This is a genomic window from Pseudomonas sp. REB1044, from assembly GCF_038813925.1.
GTDB lineage: Bacteria > Pseudomonadota > Gammaproteobacteria > Pseudomonadales > Pseudomonadaceae > Aquipseudomonas > Aquipseudomonas boreofloridensis.
Window position 1 is genome coordinate 1,170,321 of the sequence record NZ_CP046139.1, and the last position, 16,068, is coordinate 1,186,388.

Below are 16,068 nucleotides of genomic sequence, written 5' to 3' on the forward strand. Positions count from 1 at the left end.
ATAACGAGTTCGCTAATTCATGTGCTGCATGAATTAGCCCGCGAGAACGTGTGCCTGTGATTTGATAACTTAAGCGGTTATTCAAATAGCACGTGCAAGGTTACTTCATAGGTAAGCTGACACTACGGAGTTCTACCATGACCGCAGATAATACAGTGATTCAACGCAGCAGTGTTCAGGTGAAGCCCGGTGCGCGCTCGATCAAACTTACCCAGGATCCAGGCATTCTCGACCTCCCCGAGATGAAGATTTCTGGCCTGATCGACGATGTGATATTGCCGGTGGCTGATCAGGATAAAGACCTCCAGGTGGTTATCCCCAATTGGCCTGAGAGCGAAGAGGACTACATACTCGTTCTGACGTGGAATGGCCAGGAGCTCACTGGCCCAGAGGCACAACATCAAATTACTGCCACTGAGAAAGCGGATCCTAACTTCGAATTCGTGTTGACCTTTCTCGCGTCTAATTGGGACTCGGTCGCGGAGGGGCAAGATGTCACCTTCACGCTCGGCTATAACAGTATTCCTTTCCCGGACCCTGACGGTGATCCTGGTCCTACCCGCCTGCTGCGCATCGATAAGCTGCCACCGGGTGGCCATACCCCTGAAACACTTGCAGCTATCGAGTTCCCTCGTTTGGTCGAGGCCCGTAATCGAATTCTCATCAGTGATTTCGTGGCAGACAAGTTGCCGGTACAGATCAAAGGGTACGTCAATCAAGAATCAGGAGACCTCATTACCGTCACCGCCACTGACGGTACCCAAGACGTGACATTCGGACCGTTCACCGTCACGAATTCGGGCCGATATACAGACGCAGAGTTTGAACTTTCCAAACTGCAAGCGCTGCCGGATTTGGCGCCTATCACCTTCACCTATGAGATCGTCGATAAAGCCGGCAATCGTTCGATCGTATCGCAGCCGCGTGTACTGGAGCTTTTGCTGAAAAATGCTCCGGTCAACCCTCTGCCTACGCCGATCGTACCGATCTTCGACAGTGAAGGTCTGATTCTGGATGAGCATGCCCGAGCTGGGGTCGTGGTCCAGATTCCTCTGTTCCCCGAGGCCTCGGTCGGTGACCAGATCATAGTGATTTGGGGGGCGCAACGGGCCGATCCGGCGCCGATTACCACCATCCCCACTGTCGAGCCTTTGCTTGAAGTGATGTTGCTCTACAATCTGCTCATCCTTGACAAGCAAACTGGCTCGGTCGACGTCACCTACGAGCTCTGGCGCAGTGGTTCTCTTATCGGTAAACCCGCTGCACCCGCTGTGGTCGAGGTCGAACTGCGGGTTCCGGGAGGTACGGATCCTGATCCAGAGACCCCAGAACACGAAAACCTCAAACCGGCAGATATCGTCGGCGGCGATTCAGGAGCAACGAATGAGCTCTCGCCTGAAGACTTGAAAATTGACGCCACACTGTTCATTTCTCCTGAAACGGTCGATGGCAATGTTCTTTTCGAGGCTGGCGACAGCTTGGCCTTGCTATGGGGCTCACAATCACCTCACCCGCTTGACCCAGTCACGGCGGGAGAAGCTTCGGGGGCCGTTGATCTAGAGCGCCCCGTACCTTCGGCTCTACTCTTGGCCGAAGGCAGTGGCGAGGTGTCGATGAGCTATACGGTCACCCGGCCATTCGGCGCTGGCGGGGAGACGAACACTTCGCTCTCGCCCGCTCAGACTGTGAAGGTGCTCAGTGGCGCCGATCTGCCTGGCGGGGGAACTCCACTCGCAAAACCGGTCTTCACGCGGCTGAACGCAAACGGTGCCATTGGACGCGTGGAAGCCGCATCGGACCTGCCGTTGCGAATCGACGCGTACATCAATATGGCGGTCGGCGACATCGTCGAGATTTATTTGAGTGCGGACGATTCAACGAACAGTAGACCAGGGAAGGATATTCCGGCGGCGACCGATACCTTGGCCCCGATCACCGTCGTGCAGAAACATATCGATCAGGGCTATATCACGGCTGAGGTTCGGCGAGCATGGGCGTTCATTGTGTGCCGCGGCTCTGCCACGCCTTATTACACCGCCACCAATCCAAAACTCACACCCGTGACGCCGGTGAAGTCGGAGGCGAATCGGACGCCTGTAGCCGTCCGGGAAAGTGGATCGCCAACCTGCCCGATCCCCACGCGTTGAATCTATCGTCTCCTGCGCAAGCGCCTTCCAGGCTTGTGCAGGCCATCGTTCGATGAACGTATCTGGCAACGCGGCCGCCGGTTGATCCGGCGGCCAGCGTCAGGAGCTGAACATGAACCATGATCAATCACTCTCGTCGGTGCAGGCTACACGCAGGGTGCCTCCCCGTCTCCCACCGCCCAGCATCCCTGCCGCCCATGAGGGCCGCGGCGTGGGCCAGCACCTGTTGGACGATGAGCGACGCCCGCTCGCGGTGACGGTGCTGGCGGTGCATCTGCAGCCAGACGACATCATCACGCTGTATTGGAACGGTGTGCTCCTGGAGAGCAAGATTTACCTGCCCGCGGATGGGTCGCAAATGACATTTCTGGTCGCACCGTCGCGTATCCCCGAGGGCAGCGGCCGCGTGCACTACACCTGGGAAGATCCATTGGCCCCCATACCCGATGAGTCCACGCCGCTGGATGTCATGGTCAAGCGCGAGGTTCCGGGCGGCGTCGATCCTGACCCTTCCACCGAGATCAACGAAAACCTCACAGCGCCCGGGGGCATCCCCTCAGTGATCGATGCCAATCAGGCAGCCAAAGGCGTGGATGTCATCATCGACTCTTACGAGAACCGACAGGTAGGAGACATCGCCTGGCTCAGTTGGCACGGCGAGATGGTGCAGCTGGAAGTTCCCTCGGGTGTTCAGTCGTTCACGATTCACGTCGATCAGGACGTCATCGCGCGGGCGGGCGATACCGACCAGTTGGTGGTGCGCTATGAGATCCGCGATGAGGTCAACAACCGCTCGAAATGGTCACCATCGGCCGGTGGCGTGGTGGATCTGGGCAGTGGGACGCTGGATGCGCCTCGCGTTCCCAGTGCCGACGACCAAGGGCGTGTGGACTATGAAGCGTTGACTGGCGACTTGGACGTGGTGTTGGGACCCTATACGGGTATCAAGCTCAATGATCGGTTGATTCTCACCTGGAAGGGCGAAAGTGCAGGCGGTGGGGCGCTGCCAGACTTCAACCTCCTGCATACCGTAGTGGCCCAAGACTTGATCACTGGAGCAGTCGTAAAGGTGCCGAAAGCCGAGGTGGCCGCAGTGCTGCAGGGGCAAGCGCGGCTCAGATACCAGCTCCTCGCAGGCGCCAACCCGGTATCTCGAAGCACGAGCATCCGGGTGGTTGGGCGTATTTCGCTTGCGGCGCCCAGAGTGCTGGAGGCCGACAATTCGACATTGGACCCTGTCGCGGTACCGGCGCACGGGGCCAGTGTGAGGGTTGAGCGGTACGCCAGCATGGCAGCAGGTGACCTATTGCTCGTTGAATGGATAGGCAAGACCCGCTCTGGAGGCGTCAGTTATCACAACCGAACTGTCACCGTGAAGGAAGTTCAGGTGGGCAAGCCCATCGAGCTGCTGTTTGACAAGGCCGTTGTCCAGCATATCGCCGGAGGCTCGCTCGAACTCTACTACACGCTCACCAGTATCGGTGGCGCCACCTCGATGTCTGGCAAGCAGAGCCTGACGGTGAAAGAGAATTCACCCATGCCACGTCCTGAGGTACGCGATGCTAAGGGCGATGTGCTGGATCCCAAGGATGCGCCCAACGGCACGACGGTGATCTGCCGCAAAGGTTTGTTCGCGGCGGGTGACGAGCTTGAGATGTGGTGGGAAGGCCCACACAGACTGAGGGTGATGATACCTATCGTGAGCAACGATCCCTTACCGGTAATCAGGCTCAACAGGATCAGGCGTTCGAGATCGATCCGAAATACATCACCCGCAATATCGAGAAAGACGTCAAAGTCTATTGCCGGATGCTCAACCGGCCATTGGACTCCGATATCTTCACGCTGAAGATTCGAGCGTTGTCCTCCGAATTGGCGGCCCCGACAGTCAAAGAGGCTGCCGGTAGCCTCCTAGACCCCATGCAGGCGCGCAATGGCGCACATGTGACGGTGAGCTACCCAGGTATGCAGGCGAGTGATCTTATCGAGGTTAGATGGCGAGGGGTCGATGCGCCACCCGTGCAACCGGTCTCTGGAGAGGCTTCGGGTTCCGTTGACGTCCTGATTCCGGTCGCCACGGTGGGTAAGAGTATTGGTCGATCAGTCCAGGTTAGTTTCATCCTCACCCGAGATGGGATTGCCACTGCATCGCAGGTGCTGGAGTTGGTAGTCGATGACCTCGATAAGAACGTGCTGAGCGAGCTACGACTCGATCATGTCAACAATGGGCAATTGGATCTGGATTCGTTTACGGGCAGCCCTTTGCTGCGTGTCGAGCCTTGGCCCTTCATCGCGACAGGTCAGCGTTATTGGCTGGTAGGAACTGGCGAGAAAGCTGACGGCAGCGCTTATCGCTACGAGTTCAGGTCGCATATTCCCGTCGTCGCAGCACAGGTCAGCGATGGACTGGCGATGGAGGTCTATCGAAACGAACTGGAGACGCTGGCGTCCGGTAAGCCGTTCACCTTGAACCTCATGGTCAATTTCCAAGGCGAAAACGATCCATTCAACGCCCAGGCGTTCGAGCCCTGTGAGGTAGTAGTTACAGGCGGGGTGGGGGTGGGCGATCTGCCTGAACCGGTCGTAACCGGTAGTACTGGCAACGTGCTGGATCCGATTAACGCAAGGACAGGTGCGCGGGTGCGGGTCTCCTATCCGCAGATGACGGCCAGTGACCAGATCACACTCAGTTGGAAGGGCGTAGCGGGGGCCGGAACGCCATCGATCAGTCCAGTCCCTGGCAACACCCGTGGCTACGTCGATATCGACGTGCCGGCCAGCGCGGTCGGGGCCAACATCGGCAAGAGCGTCGAGGTGAGTTACATCAGGACGCGTAGCGGCTCCACACGTGATTCGCAGGTGCTGAGCTTGCGTATCCAGTATCTCAATGCCCGGAATCTGGAACGCCCCACGCTCGATGAAGCACGCGAAGGTAAACTGGATCTGGACCGCTTCGTGGGGAATCCCACGTTACGCGTCAAGCCCTGGCCATTCATCGCTGAAGGACAGCGTTATTGGCTTGCGGGCACCGGCACGCTCAAAGGCGGCGGCAACTTCGATCACGTGTTCCGCCAGAACGTCTCGGTTACAGCGGCTGAAGTGAGTGCGGGCCTGGTCATTACTCAGATCGAACGATCAGAGCTTGAAAAGCTCGAGCTCGACAAACCTCTGCGTCTGACACTCAAGGTCAACTTCGCGGGCACCAATGATTTTGCGCAGACGCAGGGCTTTCCGGTGCTGGAGGTACTTGTCACCGATGGGGCGGGCGCTGGAGATCTGCCTGAGCCTGAGGTTGACGGTGCGCCAGCTGGGGTACTCAACCCGATACTTGCCAGGGCCAAAGCCGTGGTGAAAGTTGCGTATCCAGCAATGGTGCAAAGCGATCAGATCACGTTGCAGTGGGTGGGGGTCTCAGGGCCTGGTACTCCGACCATCGCGCCTGTCGCAGGGCGCTCGGCGGGTTTCGTCAATATCGATGTGCCGGCCACGGCTGTTGGCGCCAATATTGGCAAGACCGTGGAAGTCAAGTACACACGCAGTCGGGGTGGCAATGACCGGGACTCAGGTGTACTGCCGCTGAGAATTCAGTACCTGCAATCGACCGACCTGAAAACAGCCGTACTAGTGCAGGCGGTCAATGGCGAGCTTGACCTGAAGAGTTTCACCGGTGATGCCCAATTGCGCGTTGAGCTCTGGCCATTCGCCGCGGTGGGGCAGCGCTACTGGCTCGTCGGGCGTGGCACGCTGAAAACGGGCGGGGATTATCTGCACGCATTCAGGACCAACGTGACCCTCAACGCCGATGATGTCAAAAACGGAAAACTCGAGCTCCCCATTCAGCGAAGCCAGTTGACCTTGCTCAAGATGGGTGAGCAGTTGAGCCTGACTTTGCAGGTGAACTTCGAAGGCGTCAACGACTCGTCCAATGTGCAGAACTTTCCGCCGACACGGGTCACAGTCGTGGAGAAGAGTCTGCAGGTGCCAGAGGTCCAGAAAGCCACTGGTGCAAACAAAGACCGACTGGATATGAACGATTTCTACTCCGCATCCAGTGTCAGGGTGACGGTGCGCAGATATGCCGGCATGGCTGCTGGCGACACGGTGATGTTGCGCTGGCTTAATCCACGCTCGGCGTGGCGCTCTGAGATTGTCACCGTGGGGGCGCTGATCGATCTCATTTTCCAAGTGCCAAGAATGGAGCTGATCGACTCGATCGGACAGACCGTACCGGTCAATTACACCGTCCTGCGCAGGGGCGGTGCAAGCCGGGAGTCTTCCGATGTGTTGTCGTTGGTTGTTGCGCGACAGCCGATTCTGCTGGGGCCACCCAGCTATGCCGCAGCCAGCCGCACCGTCACGGTGCGCTATGCCCAGGCTGCTGCGAATCACACGGTCAAGGTCCGTTGGGATGGCGTACAGCTCAGGGAAACGGATACCAAGTTGGTAAACCCCAACGGTACTGAGTTCGTGATCAATCAAGCCTGGGTCACCGAAAACGCAGGGAAAACGGTGCTGGTGAACTACAGCATCTATCGCCAACTGCCCACGGAGCGCTTGCTTTTCTCGCAGGTGCTCAGGCTGAAGCTGTAAGCGCACATCAATCCGAGGCGACTCATCCGTCCTGACCCTGTTCGGGGCCAGGACGGGATGGCACTCAAGGAGCTTTCATCATGAACACAAGGTCATGCGTTCGGAGCGTGCTCTTGCTAGTGAGTATCTTGACGCTCGGCGCTTGCAGCACCCTTCGCACTGCGTCTGATGATACCCAGGACACAGGTGTCACCATGACAACCAGCGGTATCGCGGCGGCCGACTTCACCGTTCCGGCACCACTGCTGGTCCAAGGGCAGGTGATCAACCGTCAGCATACGCTGGGGCTTAACAATTTCACCGACTATGTGACGGTTCACGTCAGCTATCCCGACATGGCAGTCGGTCACGTGGTCGGGTTGCGCTGGAAAGGGGCGGGCGAGTTTAGTGCTCCGACGCAACGGGTCAGCAAGATTGGCACTCTGGTCTTCAGGATACCCAAAGCGGAGATCGCCAAGGATACTGGTCGTACGGCCCGATTGACGGCCAGCGTGGGGGGAGAAGGTATACCTTCGCTGATCATTTCCGATCCACTGACGGTAGCGGTACAGGATGATTTGGCCCTGCCGATCCCCACGCCTGTGGTAACAGGGCTCAATGCCGAGGGTGAGTACGATCTGAGCCAGGGCGATGCACGGGTGGTTGTCGATTACCCCACCATGAAAGTGGGGGACACGATCAGGGTGCTCTGGAAAGGCAAGCTGTCTCATTGGAGTCCTGTGTTCACGGTGCAGCAGGTAGGGCCCGCGACGCTGAGAATCTCCACCGCTCAGATGGCCGATGACGCCGATAGCGCCGCGGTAGTGAGTGCCAGTGTAGGCGCGGGCGGGCCTTTGCTGATTTCCCAAGGGGTGAGCGTCAAGGTGGTGGGAGAGCGGCTTACCATCGCTGCACCCACGGTGACCGAAGCGACCCCGGGACGACTAGATCTCAACGATGTGGCGGACAAGGTGACGGTGGTCTTCGACGATCCGGGAACGATTGCAGGTTCGACGATACGCGTCCTGATCAAGGGCAAGACGGAGTATCTGACGCCCATCGTCACGGCCGCCGGCCCGGGTCCGGTGACCTTTCAGGTCGATCGCAGCGTTTTTCTCCAGGACAAAGATGGCGAAGTCCGGTTGACGGCTAGCCGTGGGGGCAACGGGACACCGATCGTGGTCTCGCCGCCATTGACAGTGGCAATCGTTCAACCCACCGGCGCCGATATCCTTGCCCGCCTCGATGCGCTCTACAACAGCGTCGGTGCATGTGCCAACAATCGTGCGGCCTTCTACTGCAATGGCGTAATAGTACGTTCAGTGGATAACGGCAATTTCGATCCGTGGGATCCGAGCAGCAGCCAGATCCAAATTGGCGGCACGTCATTCTCCTATATGCGCAAGGATGCCGTGGTTCGCGATACCTATCGTGCAGCGGGCTTCATTTTTGCCCCCCTGGACGAGGCCGAAAAGCTGGGCAAGTCGGTGCAGCCGCTGTGCATCTATCCTTTTGATGCCGGAACGGGCAGGGATCAGGCCCTCACCAAAGGTTGCGGCTCGCGCGACATTCCCAGCACAAGCCCTACCGACTTGAGTACCTGCGCCATGACGGCGCCTCCAGCGACCACGCTCGCGACGTGGCAGGCGTTTACCCTCAATATCCCCAATCAGTCCCGCCAGTGCTCCTTGAGCGTGCAGGTCCCACAGCAGTTCGAACTCACCCAGGAGGCCAGGCGCAATCCTACGACCAATCTCAACAATGCCTGGAACGAACTGATGATCCAGACGTGGTCAGCCGGCTCAGGATTAAAGCTCCCTATCGTGGCGTTCTTCTACAAGGCTGGTCAGGCGGCCAGCCTGGCTGATGCCAAGGTCTTCCAGCAGAAGTTCCGAAACCAAACCCAGCGTTGGGTTCCGCTGATCTCAGTCAACTTCCAGAATCAGGCCGCCCCATTCACCTATAACCCAGCGGATCAAGGCGTGATGCCATGAAAGTCACTATGTGGATAGCCATGCTCAGCTCAGTACTGCTCATGGCAGCGGGATGCACAGATAAGGGGCAGGACGTAGGCGTACGCGAGAACGCGGACCTCGCGCGTTTCGAGGTGCCGGCGCCGATCCTGGTCGAAAGTCGCGATCGGGTGATCGGTCTTGACAGTTTCGGTGATCAGGTCAGCGTGCATGTGAACTATGCGTCGATGGTTGCAGGCCATACCGTTGGCTTGCGTTGGCGCGGTCAGCAGTCCCATGACCTGCCGGTGCAGAAGGTCGAACAGGTCGGTACGCTGGTGTTCAAGGTGCCCAGAAGTGTGGTCCAGAGCGATGTCGGCACGACCGTACGAGTGACCGCCAGCGTCGGTGTCACGGGCTTGCCGTTGATCATCTCGAAACCGCTCGACGTACAGGTCGTGCAGTCGTTGCCTTTCGATATTCCTGCACCGAAGTTGGTCGGGATTGGCCCGGGGGGGACTATCTTCCAGGTAACGGTGACGCGACGGTCGAAGTCGACTATCCCGCCATGAAACTGGGGGATACCGTCGGCCTTAAATGGATGGGCCGCGTGACCAGTACGCTGCCCGTGCAGAAGATTGGGACCATCGGGCCTGTACTGTTCAAAGTACCGCCGAGCATCGTCGACCAGAATTTCGGTAGCGCGGTGATGATCACGGCGAGCGTGGGAGGCGATGGTAATCCACTGCGTATTTCCCAGGCGGTTAGTGCGCGGATACTGACGCCGTCGCCGATAGCCGCGCCCATCGCCGAGCAGGGGGTGCAGGGTGAGCTTGATCTCAATCGGATCGGTGTCAGCACTCCGATCAAGGTAGACGGTTCAGCGCTGCGCCGCGATGACATCGTCGGACTGCGTTGGCAGGGGGTAGACCGCCTGGAACCGCCCACGCAACGCTATGACGGCACCGGAGATATCCGCTTCCAGATCAACAAGGACGATGTCGCCAAAAACGTGGACAAGACCGTGCGCATCACAGCGAGCCTAGGGCGAGAGGGTAAACCTTTGGTGATATCCGCACCTTTGGATCTGAAGATCGTCAAATCCGCCTTGTCCCCTGGAGAACTCGTCGCTGCGCGGTTGAACGAACGTTATCGGGCGCTACCCGCGGCTTGCGCCGGCAATACCCCGGCCTATTACTGCAGTGGCGTGATAACGCGGGGCACGAACAACGACGCCTTCGATCCCTGGAATCCAAGTCCGGGTTCGCAAAGGCTGGGATCGGTGTCGTTCTCATTCAGCCGCATGGATTCCCATACCCCCGGTCTGTTCGGACGCAGTGGTTTCATCTTCACGGACCAGGAAACCGCCATCGCTCAAGGAAAGGCCCAGACCTTGCGCTGTATCTACCCTTACAACGCAAGTACTGCGACCAACGCCATCAATAACGGCTGTGGGTTGCGCACCTTCAGCGTCGTCGACCAGAGCTCCTGCGCCGCAATCAACGTCACCACTGCCGCGCAGTGGGTCAGTCACGCGCGTAGCGTGCGTGACTCAGGCTACCAATGCTCGCTCAGCACCCAGGTGCCCTCTCAGTTCCTGGCCGCCTTGCAAGCCAGGGCCACCTCGTTGCCCAACATGAATTCTGGCTGGAACGAGATACTCATCCAGACCTGGCCTCAGAACATCGGCGAGAAACTGCCGATCGAAGCCTTCTATTACATTGCCGGCAAGGCCGGAGCCGGGGCGGACGCCAAGGTGTACCAGACAAAGTACAAGGCCCGTACCCATCTCTGGGTGCCAGTGATTCGGTTGGATGAGAGCCAGTATGGCAAGGGCGATCCGTTCACCTATCACGCTGCAGACCAGGCTGAGCAACCGTAAAGGGCGTTGCAGACCCATGGATTCATTAAAAGGCCCGGAAAATTCCTACATAAATGATCTCAAAGGATCTGGATAATCCGCGGCCATCCAATTTTCGCCATGATGTTTCCGGGGCCGGCAGTAAGTAGGCCTGGAGTTGGGGACATGATCTGCCGCCATTCGAATGCGCTGAGCAGAATCAGGAAGGCGATTCAACGCAGGAGACTCAGCATGGCCCTTTATACGCACACCTCACGCCTCACCTTTGTCGCCACCCTGGTAGCGATGACAGTCAACGGCTTCGCCCATGCCAAGACCCTCGACGGGGAGAGCGCACGTGTCGATGCGCCTGAATCCGATTTCTACACCTTGCTCAACGGCTCCAGCCTCGAGGTGGTTTCGGGCGGCAGTGTCCTGGATGTGGAGGCGCGCAGTGGCTCCAGTGTGGTCGTCGATGGCGGTACGATTCAAGCGCGAGGCTTGGCTTCCGGCTTGTCTCTGACCGATGGCAGCTCGGCGCGCCTGAGCAATGCGACGGTAACCGGCGGCAGCTTTGGCGCCACCGGCGCCTTGGCTTCGACCATGAGTGCCACTGGCGGCAGCATCACTGGCCAAAGCGGCGTGAGCTTTGCGAGTGGGAGTACGCTGGATCTGGCGGGTACCTCCGTCACTGGGACCAGCGGCGTGGGGGCGTTCATATTGGGTTCGACACTCAATGCCTCGCAAGGTACAACCATCACTGGCGCAACTTCGGGTATCGAAATGCGCCAGGATCGAAACACTGCGGCGCCCGAGGCGCGTGTCAACCTCGATGGTTCCACTGTGGTGGGCCAGAACGGCGCTGCCATCGTTGTCAGGGACAGTGGTAACGGCAACAAGGGCACAGCGCATATTCTGGTGGGAAACAAGAGCCAGCTCTCTGGGAGCAACGGCAACATTTTGGAAGTCAATCGGGGCATGACGGCAGACTTTGTTGTCGACGACAGCGCGCTTCAAGGCGATATCGTGGTCGATGCCAGCAGTAATGCAGATGTCACCCTGCGTAATCAGGCGACCCTGACCGGCAATATGAGCAATGTGCGAAGCCTGGGGATCGACAACGCCACCTGGGTGCTGAGTCAATTGCAGAGCGATGGAGTGAAGGACCTTTCGCTCAATGGCGGCAGGGTAGTGCTCAATACCGATGGCACGGTATCCGGAGGATTCAAGACCCTGACCGTCGATAGCTTGTCGGGCAATGGCGTATTCGTGATGAAGGTCGATCTGGCCGAATCCGAAGGCGACAAATTGGTGGTCAGGAATGAGGCCAATGGCAATCACCAGTTGAGCGTCAGCAGCACCGGCAGCGAACCCAAGGACGGTGCCAAGCCGCAACTGCTCGTGCAGACCGGGGGCGGTAGTGCTCAGTTCGGTCTGCAGAACGATGTCGATCGGGGAGCGTTCGTCTATACCCTGGAAAAGGGCGAGAACGACGACAACTGGTATCTGGTGCAAAAGGTCGATGACGGGGGCGGCCCGATCGTCACCCCTGGCGCTCGCGTAGTCCTCGGATTGTTCAGTGCAGCGCCCACCGTCTGGTATGGCGAGCTGTCGTCGCTGCGGACCCGTATGGGCGAGTTGCGCCTGGGGCAGGGGCAGGGCGTCTGGATGCGCAGCTATGGCAATCGGTTCAATACGTCCGCCGGTAGCGGTGTCGCCTACCAGCAGAGTCAGAGCGGACTGAGCGTCGGTGCCGACGGCGCTGTGCCTGGCTACGATGGGCGCTGGCTGGTTGGGGTCATGGGCGGCTACAGCGAATCTGACCTGAGCTTCAGCCTGGGGTCGTCCGGCGAGGTCAAGAGCTACTATGTGGGTGCCTATACCACGTGGATGTCCGACGCCGGCTATTACGTTGACGGCGTGATCAAGTACAACCGCTTCGACAATCGCGGCGATGTGATCATGAGTGATGGCGTGCGCAGCAAAGGCAGCTATGACAACAGCGGCCTGGGCGCCTCGGTCGAAGTCGGCAAACACATCAAACTCGACGGTGGCTGGTATGTGGAACCCTTCACTCAACTGTCGACTCTGTGGGTCGGCTCTGACAGCTACTCGCTGGACAACGGTTTGCGAGCGCGCAGTGACGGTGCCGATTCGGTGCTGGGCAAGATGGGGGCTCAGTTCGGGCGCAATGTTCAGCTCGAGGGGGGCGCAACTGTGCAGCCCTATGTCAAGGCGGCTGCGGCTCATGAGTTCATAAAGGGCAACAAGGTCAGGGTCAATGACAACCGCTTCAGCAACGACCTGTCCGGCACCCGCGGAGAATTCGCCGTCGGCCTGGCGGCTCAGGTATCCGAGGTATTGCAGTTGCATGGCGAGTTCCAATACAGCAACGGCGAAAACATCGAGCAGCCCTATGGTGTGAATCTCGGCTTGCGTTACAACTTCTGAAAACGCTCGAGCCCGCTCACTCACCTTGGTGATTGCGCGGGCTCGAGTCTTTGCCTGCGCAGTTAGAGGCGGATCGTGACCTTCGAGGCCGGGAAGGCCAATGCGCGTGACTTTCGGTCGTTGCCTTCGAAATTCACCGAGGTTTCGAAGTGAAGTTCGCTGCCCGATTCGAGCGATGCCAGATCGCTTCTCTCCAATGTATAGACCAAGGCCAGCCCCGCCTGTTGGGCGGTGATGAGCTGTGCTTCGGCAAGCTTGCGACTGAAAGGCCTGCCGCTGGCGAGCGTGCCGCTGACGGTGAGCCATAGCCGTTGCCCAGCGGCCATCCAGAACCAATCTTCTAGCACCAGTGCTGCATCCGTGGCGAAGCGTTTAAGATCCAGTACGCCGTTGACGGCTTGCTCAGGCATGGGCGCGCGCAGCAGCTCTGGCGAAAAAGGCTGGATGTCCAGCTTGAGCTCCTCGCTGCTGGCGTCGGGAAGATTGACGTCGGCCCGAGTCAATCGGTATTGCATGACCAGAGAGCGTCCGATGTGCAATGCCACTATTGCGTGTGGGACGTTCATGTATTGGGTCTGGGTGACACTGCCTGACACATAGCCGTCTACGGGCACGTATGTGCCAGAATCGTTTCGGTAATAGAGCACCAGTGTGTCGCTCGGGAGCATATCGGGATAACGGATCCTGGCGATGGCCGAGCCAAGGGCATTCAGAGGGTCAAGTTTGCCCCCCACTGCCTGGATGATGACCGGAGCAGGTAGCGCTGCTGCAGGTTGCACCACCACCCGCAGGTTCGTCGGAGTAAATGGCTGAGCCGAGGCAGCATCATTGGCCCCGTCGAAAGTGACCCGTAACGAAAGTGTCAGCGTGCTGTTGTTGCGCAAGCCTTCCAGATCCCTGCGCGCCAGTGGCAAGCGCAGTCCGTCGTTGAGATGTGAGGATGTAACGAGTTGGGCGGTGGCAACAGCCTTGGAGTAACGCGAGCCGTCGCTGTTCTCACCTTCAGCCTGCATCCAAAAACGTTGTCCGATGGCAATCAGCGGCCAGGGTACGGTCGTGAGGTGGGCATCCGATGCGAAGGTGCTGAGGTCGAGCGTTGCATTGCGGCTTTCCTCAGCGTCTGGGCTGGGTAGGTCGGTCGCGGCGAAGGGGGATACCGTCAGTATCGTGCGCTCTGACGCTATCGGCTCAGCATTTTGCGAGGTCACGCGGTAGTAAAGCGTCACGCTTTTACCGACATTGGCCCCGACGACTGCGGCAGGAATGTCGAAAGACTGGCTTCCCGACGCACTACCCCGTTCGGATTGTGGATCGGGGGTCCCTGCACCCGGCGTGCCCTGCCAGTGCAGCGTGATGTTCTGGCTTGTGCTCATGGTGGGATAGGTGACCACGACCTCGACTCCGTTGCGCGCCGTCATGGGATCAAGCGTGTCGGCAGGGGCTTGTACCACTTTAGGCCGGGGGTATTGGCCTTGCGCACCGCCGATTGTCAGGCGCAGTACCTCGGAGGGGAGTCGTTGTCGTTCCCGTTCGATTTCGTAACCGACTGTAATTTGTTGCCCCTCGTTGGCAGACACCAATCGTTTGGCGACAGGAAAAGGAATCTCGCGCCCCGCATTTTGTGCGTTGATCGGCATGTAGTCGGTAAGCGAGTCGTTCTCGTCGTTTTCCGGCCCTGTCCAGTAGACATGGAGAATGTCACCGACCTGAGTGTTGGCGGTTGTCAGTACCCGGATGCGGGTACCACTGGCAGGTACCTTGTCGGGGTCCAATGCCCCTCTTTCGGCATAGTCCACCGTGGGACTGGGCAGTAGCTCCCTTGGCGCATGGAGGTGCGGTGTTGTCGACATCATCGGCTCCCGGTGAAGCGGCGGGGGTGTGTGATGTTCTATTGAGCGGTGTGGGCCTTTGTTTGGAAACTGACAAAAATATCAGGTCGGTCACGAACCAGGCTTGCGCGCGATAGCCAACGTCAAGCGGCCTGCCCAACGCGTCAGATGATCGACTGAAGGCAGAGAATGAGCCGGGCCGGCTCATTCTCTGCTGCGCGATCACAAACGCGGATAGTCGATATAGCCCACCGGGCCTTTGCCGTAGAAGGTTTCAGGGTGCGGCTCGTTCAGCGCAGCATCGGCCGCCAGACGTGCTGGCAGATCCGGGTTGGCGATGAAGGGTACGCCGAACGCCACGGCATCGGCCTTGCCGCTGGCCAGGGCGGCATTGGCGCTGGCTTTGGTGAAGCGCTCGTTGACGATGTAAGGACCGCCGAACGCTGCCTTGATCTGCGGGCCGAGGCTGTCGTCGGCTTCCTTCTCGCGCGAGCAGATGAAGGCGATGCCGCGCTTGCCCAACTCCCGCGCAACGTAGGTGAAGGTCTCGCTGCGGTTGGCGTCGCCCATGTCATGGGCATCGGCCCGTGGCGCCAGGTGCATGCCGACGCGCGCAGCGCCCCACACCTCGATCACCGCATCGGTGACTTCCAGCATCAACCGCGCACGGTTTTCCAGCGAACCGCCGTACTGGTCGGTGCGCTGGTTGGTGCTGCTCTGCAGGAACTGGTCGAGCAGGTAGCCGTTGGCGCCGTGAATCTCCACGCCGTCGAAGCCGGCGGCCTTGGCGTTCTCTGCACCCATCCGGTAGGCCTCGACGATGTCGGCGATTTCTTCGGTGTCCAGCGCGCGCGGCGTGGGGTAGTCGCTCAGCGGACGCACCAGGCTCACATGGCCTTCAGGCTTGATCGCGCTAGGCGCCACCGGCAGTTCGCCGTTCAGGTAGGACGGGTGGGAGATGCGCCCGACATGCCACAGTTGCAGGAAGATTCGCCCGCCGGCAGCGTGCACCGCCTGGGTCACATTGAGCCAGCCGCGCACCTGCTCAGTGGACCAGATGCCGGGGGTGTCCGGGTAGCCGACGCCCATCGGCGTCACCGAGGTGGCTTCGCTGAGAATCAGCCCAGCGCTGGCACGCTGCACGTAGTACTCGGCCATCAGCGCATTGGGCACGCGGCCTTCGTCGGCGCGGCAGCGGGTCAGCGGGGCCATGATGATGCGGTTGGGCAGGGTTAGGTCGCCCAGGGTGATCGGATCGAAAAGCGTGGTCATGTCAGAAG

At 59.4% G+C, this 16,068-nt stretch carries 8 protein-coding genes; 6 read left to right on the forward strand and 2 right to left on the reverse strand.

Annotation, left to right across the window (positions count from 1 at the left end):
* The first annotated feature begins 137 nt into the window (after positions 1-137).
* The 6 genes from GKC70_RS05470 to GKC70_RS05495 all read left to right on the forward strand — a co-directional run bounded on the left by GKC70_RS05470 (position 138) and on the right by GKC70_RS05495 (position 12,959).
* Positions 138-2,147: a hypothetical protein gene (locus GKC70_RS05470; protein WP_342650675.1), complete on the forward strand. Its 2,010-nt coding sequence runs from the start codon at positions 138-140 to the stop codon at positions 2,145-2,147.
* Positions 2,148-3,803: 1,656 nt separating this feature from the next.
* Positions 3,804-6,737: a hypothetical protein gene (locus GKC70_RS05475; RefSeq protein WP_342650676.1), complete on the forward strand. Its 2,934-nt coding sequence runs from the start codon at positions 3,804-3,806 to the stop codon at positions 6,735-6,737.
* A 194-nt stretch (positions 6,738-6,931) separates the two neighbouring features.
* Positions 6,932-8,710, forward strand: coding sequence for a hypothetical protein (locus GKC70_RS05480; RefSeq protein WP_342650677.1), 1,779 nt, complete (start codon positions 6,932-6,934; stop codon positions 8,708-8,710).
* On the forward strand, positions 8,707-9,240 hold the full coding sequence (locus GKC70_RS05485) for a hypothetical protein (protein ID WP_342650678.1): 534 nt from the start codon (positions 8,707-8,709) through the stop codon (positions 9,238-9,240). Before GKC70_RS05480 ends, GKC70_RS05485 begins: the two co-directional genes overlap by 4 nt.
* 38 nt (positions 9,241-9,278) lie before the next feature.
* Positions 9,279-10,550 (forward strand): hypothetical protein, encoded by a 1,272-nt coding sequence (locus GKC70_RS05490; protein WP_342650679.1) that lies wholly within the window; start codon positions 9,279-9,281, stop codon positions 10,548-10,550.
* Positions 10,551-10,760: 210 nt separating this feature from the next.
* On the forward strand, positions 10,761-12,959 hold the full coding sequence (locus tag GKC70_RS05495) for an autotransporter outer membrane beta-barrel domain-containing protein (RefSeq protein WP_342650680.1): 2,199 nt from the start codon (positions 10,761-10,763) through the stop codon (positions 12,957-12,959).
* A gap of 62 nt (positions 12,960-13,021) precedes the next feature.
* Here the strand turns inward: GKC70_RS05495 and GKC70_RS05500 are convergent, their stop codons facing one another.
* Positions 13,022-14,731 (reverse strand): hypothetical protein, encoded by a 1,710-nt coding sequence (locus tag GKC70_RS05500; RefSeq protein ID WP_342650681.1) that lies wholly within the window; start codon positions 14,729-14,731, stop codon positions 13,022-13,024.
* Positions 14,732-15,010: 279 nt separating this feature from the next.
* A complete protein-coding gene (locus tag GKC70_RS05505) occupies positions 15,011-16,060 on the reverse strand; it encodes an alkene reductase (protein WP_342650682.1) in 1,050 nt (349 codons plus the stop codon).
* Between the last annotated feature and the right edge of the window lie 8 nt (positions 16,061-16,068).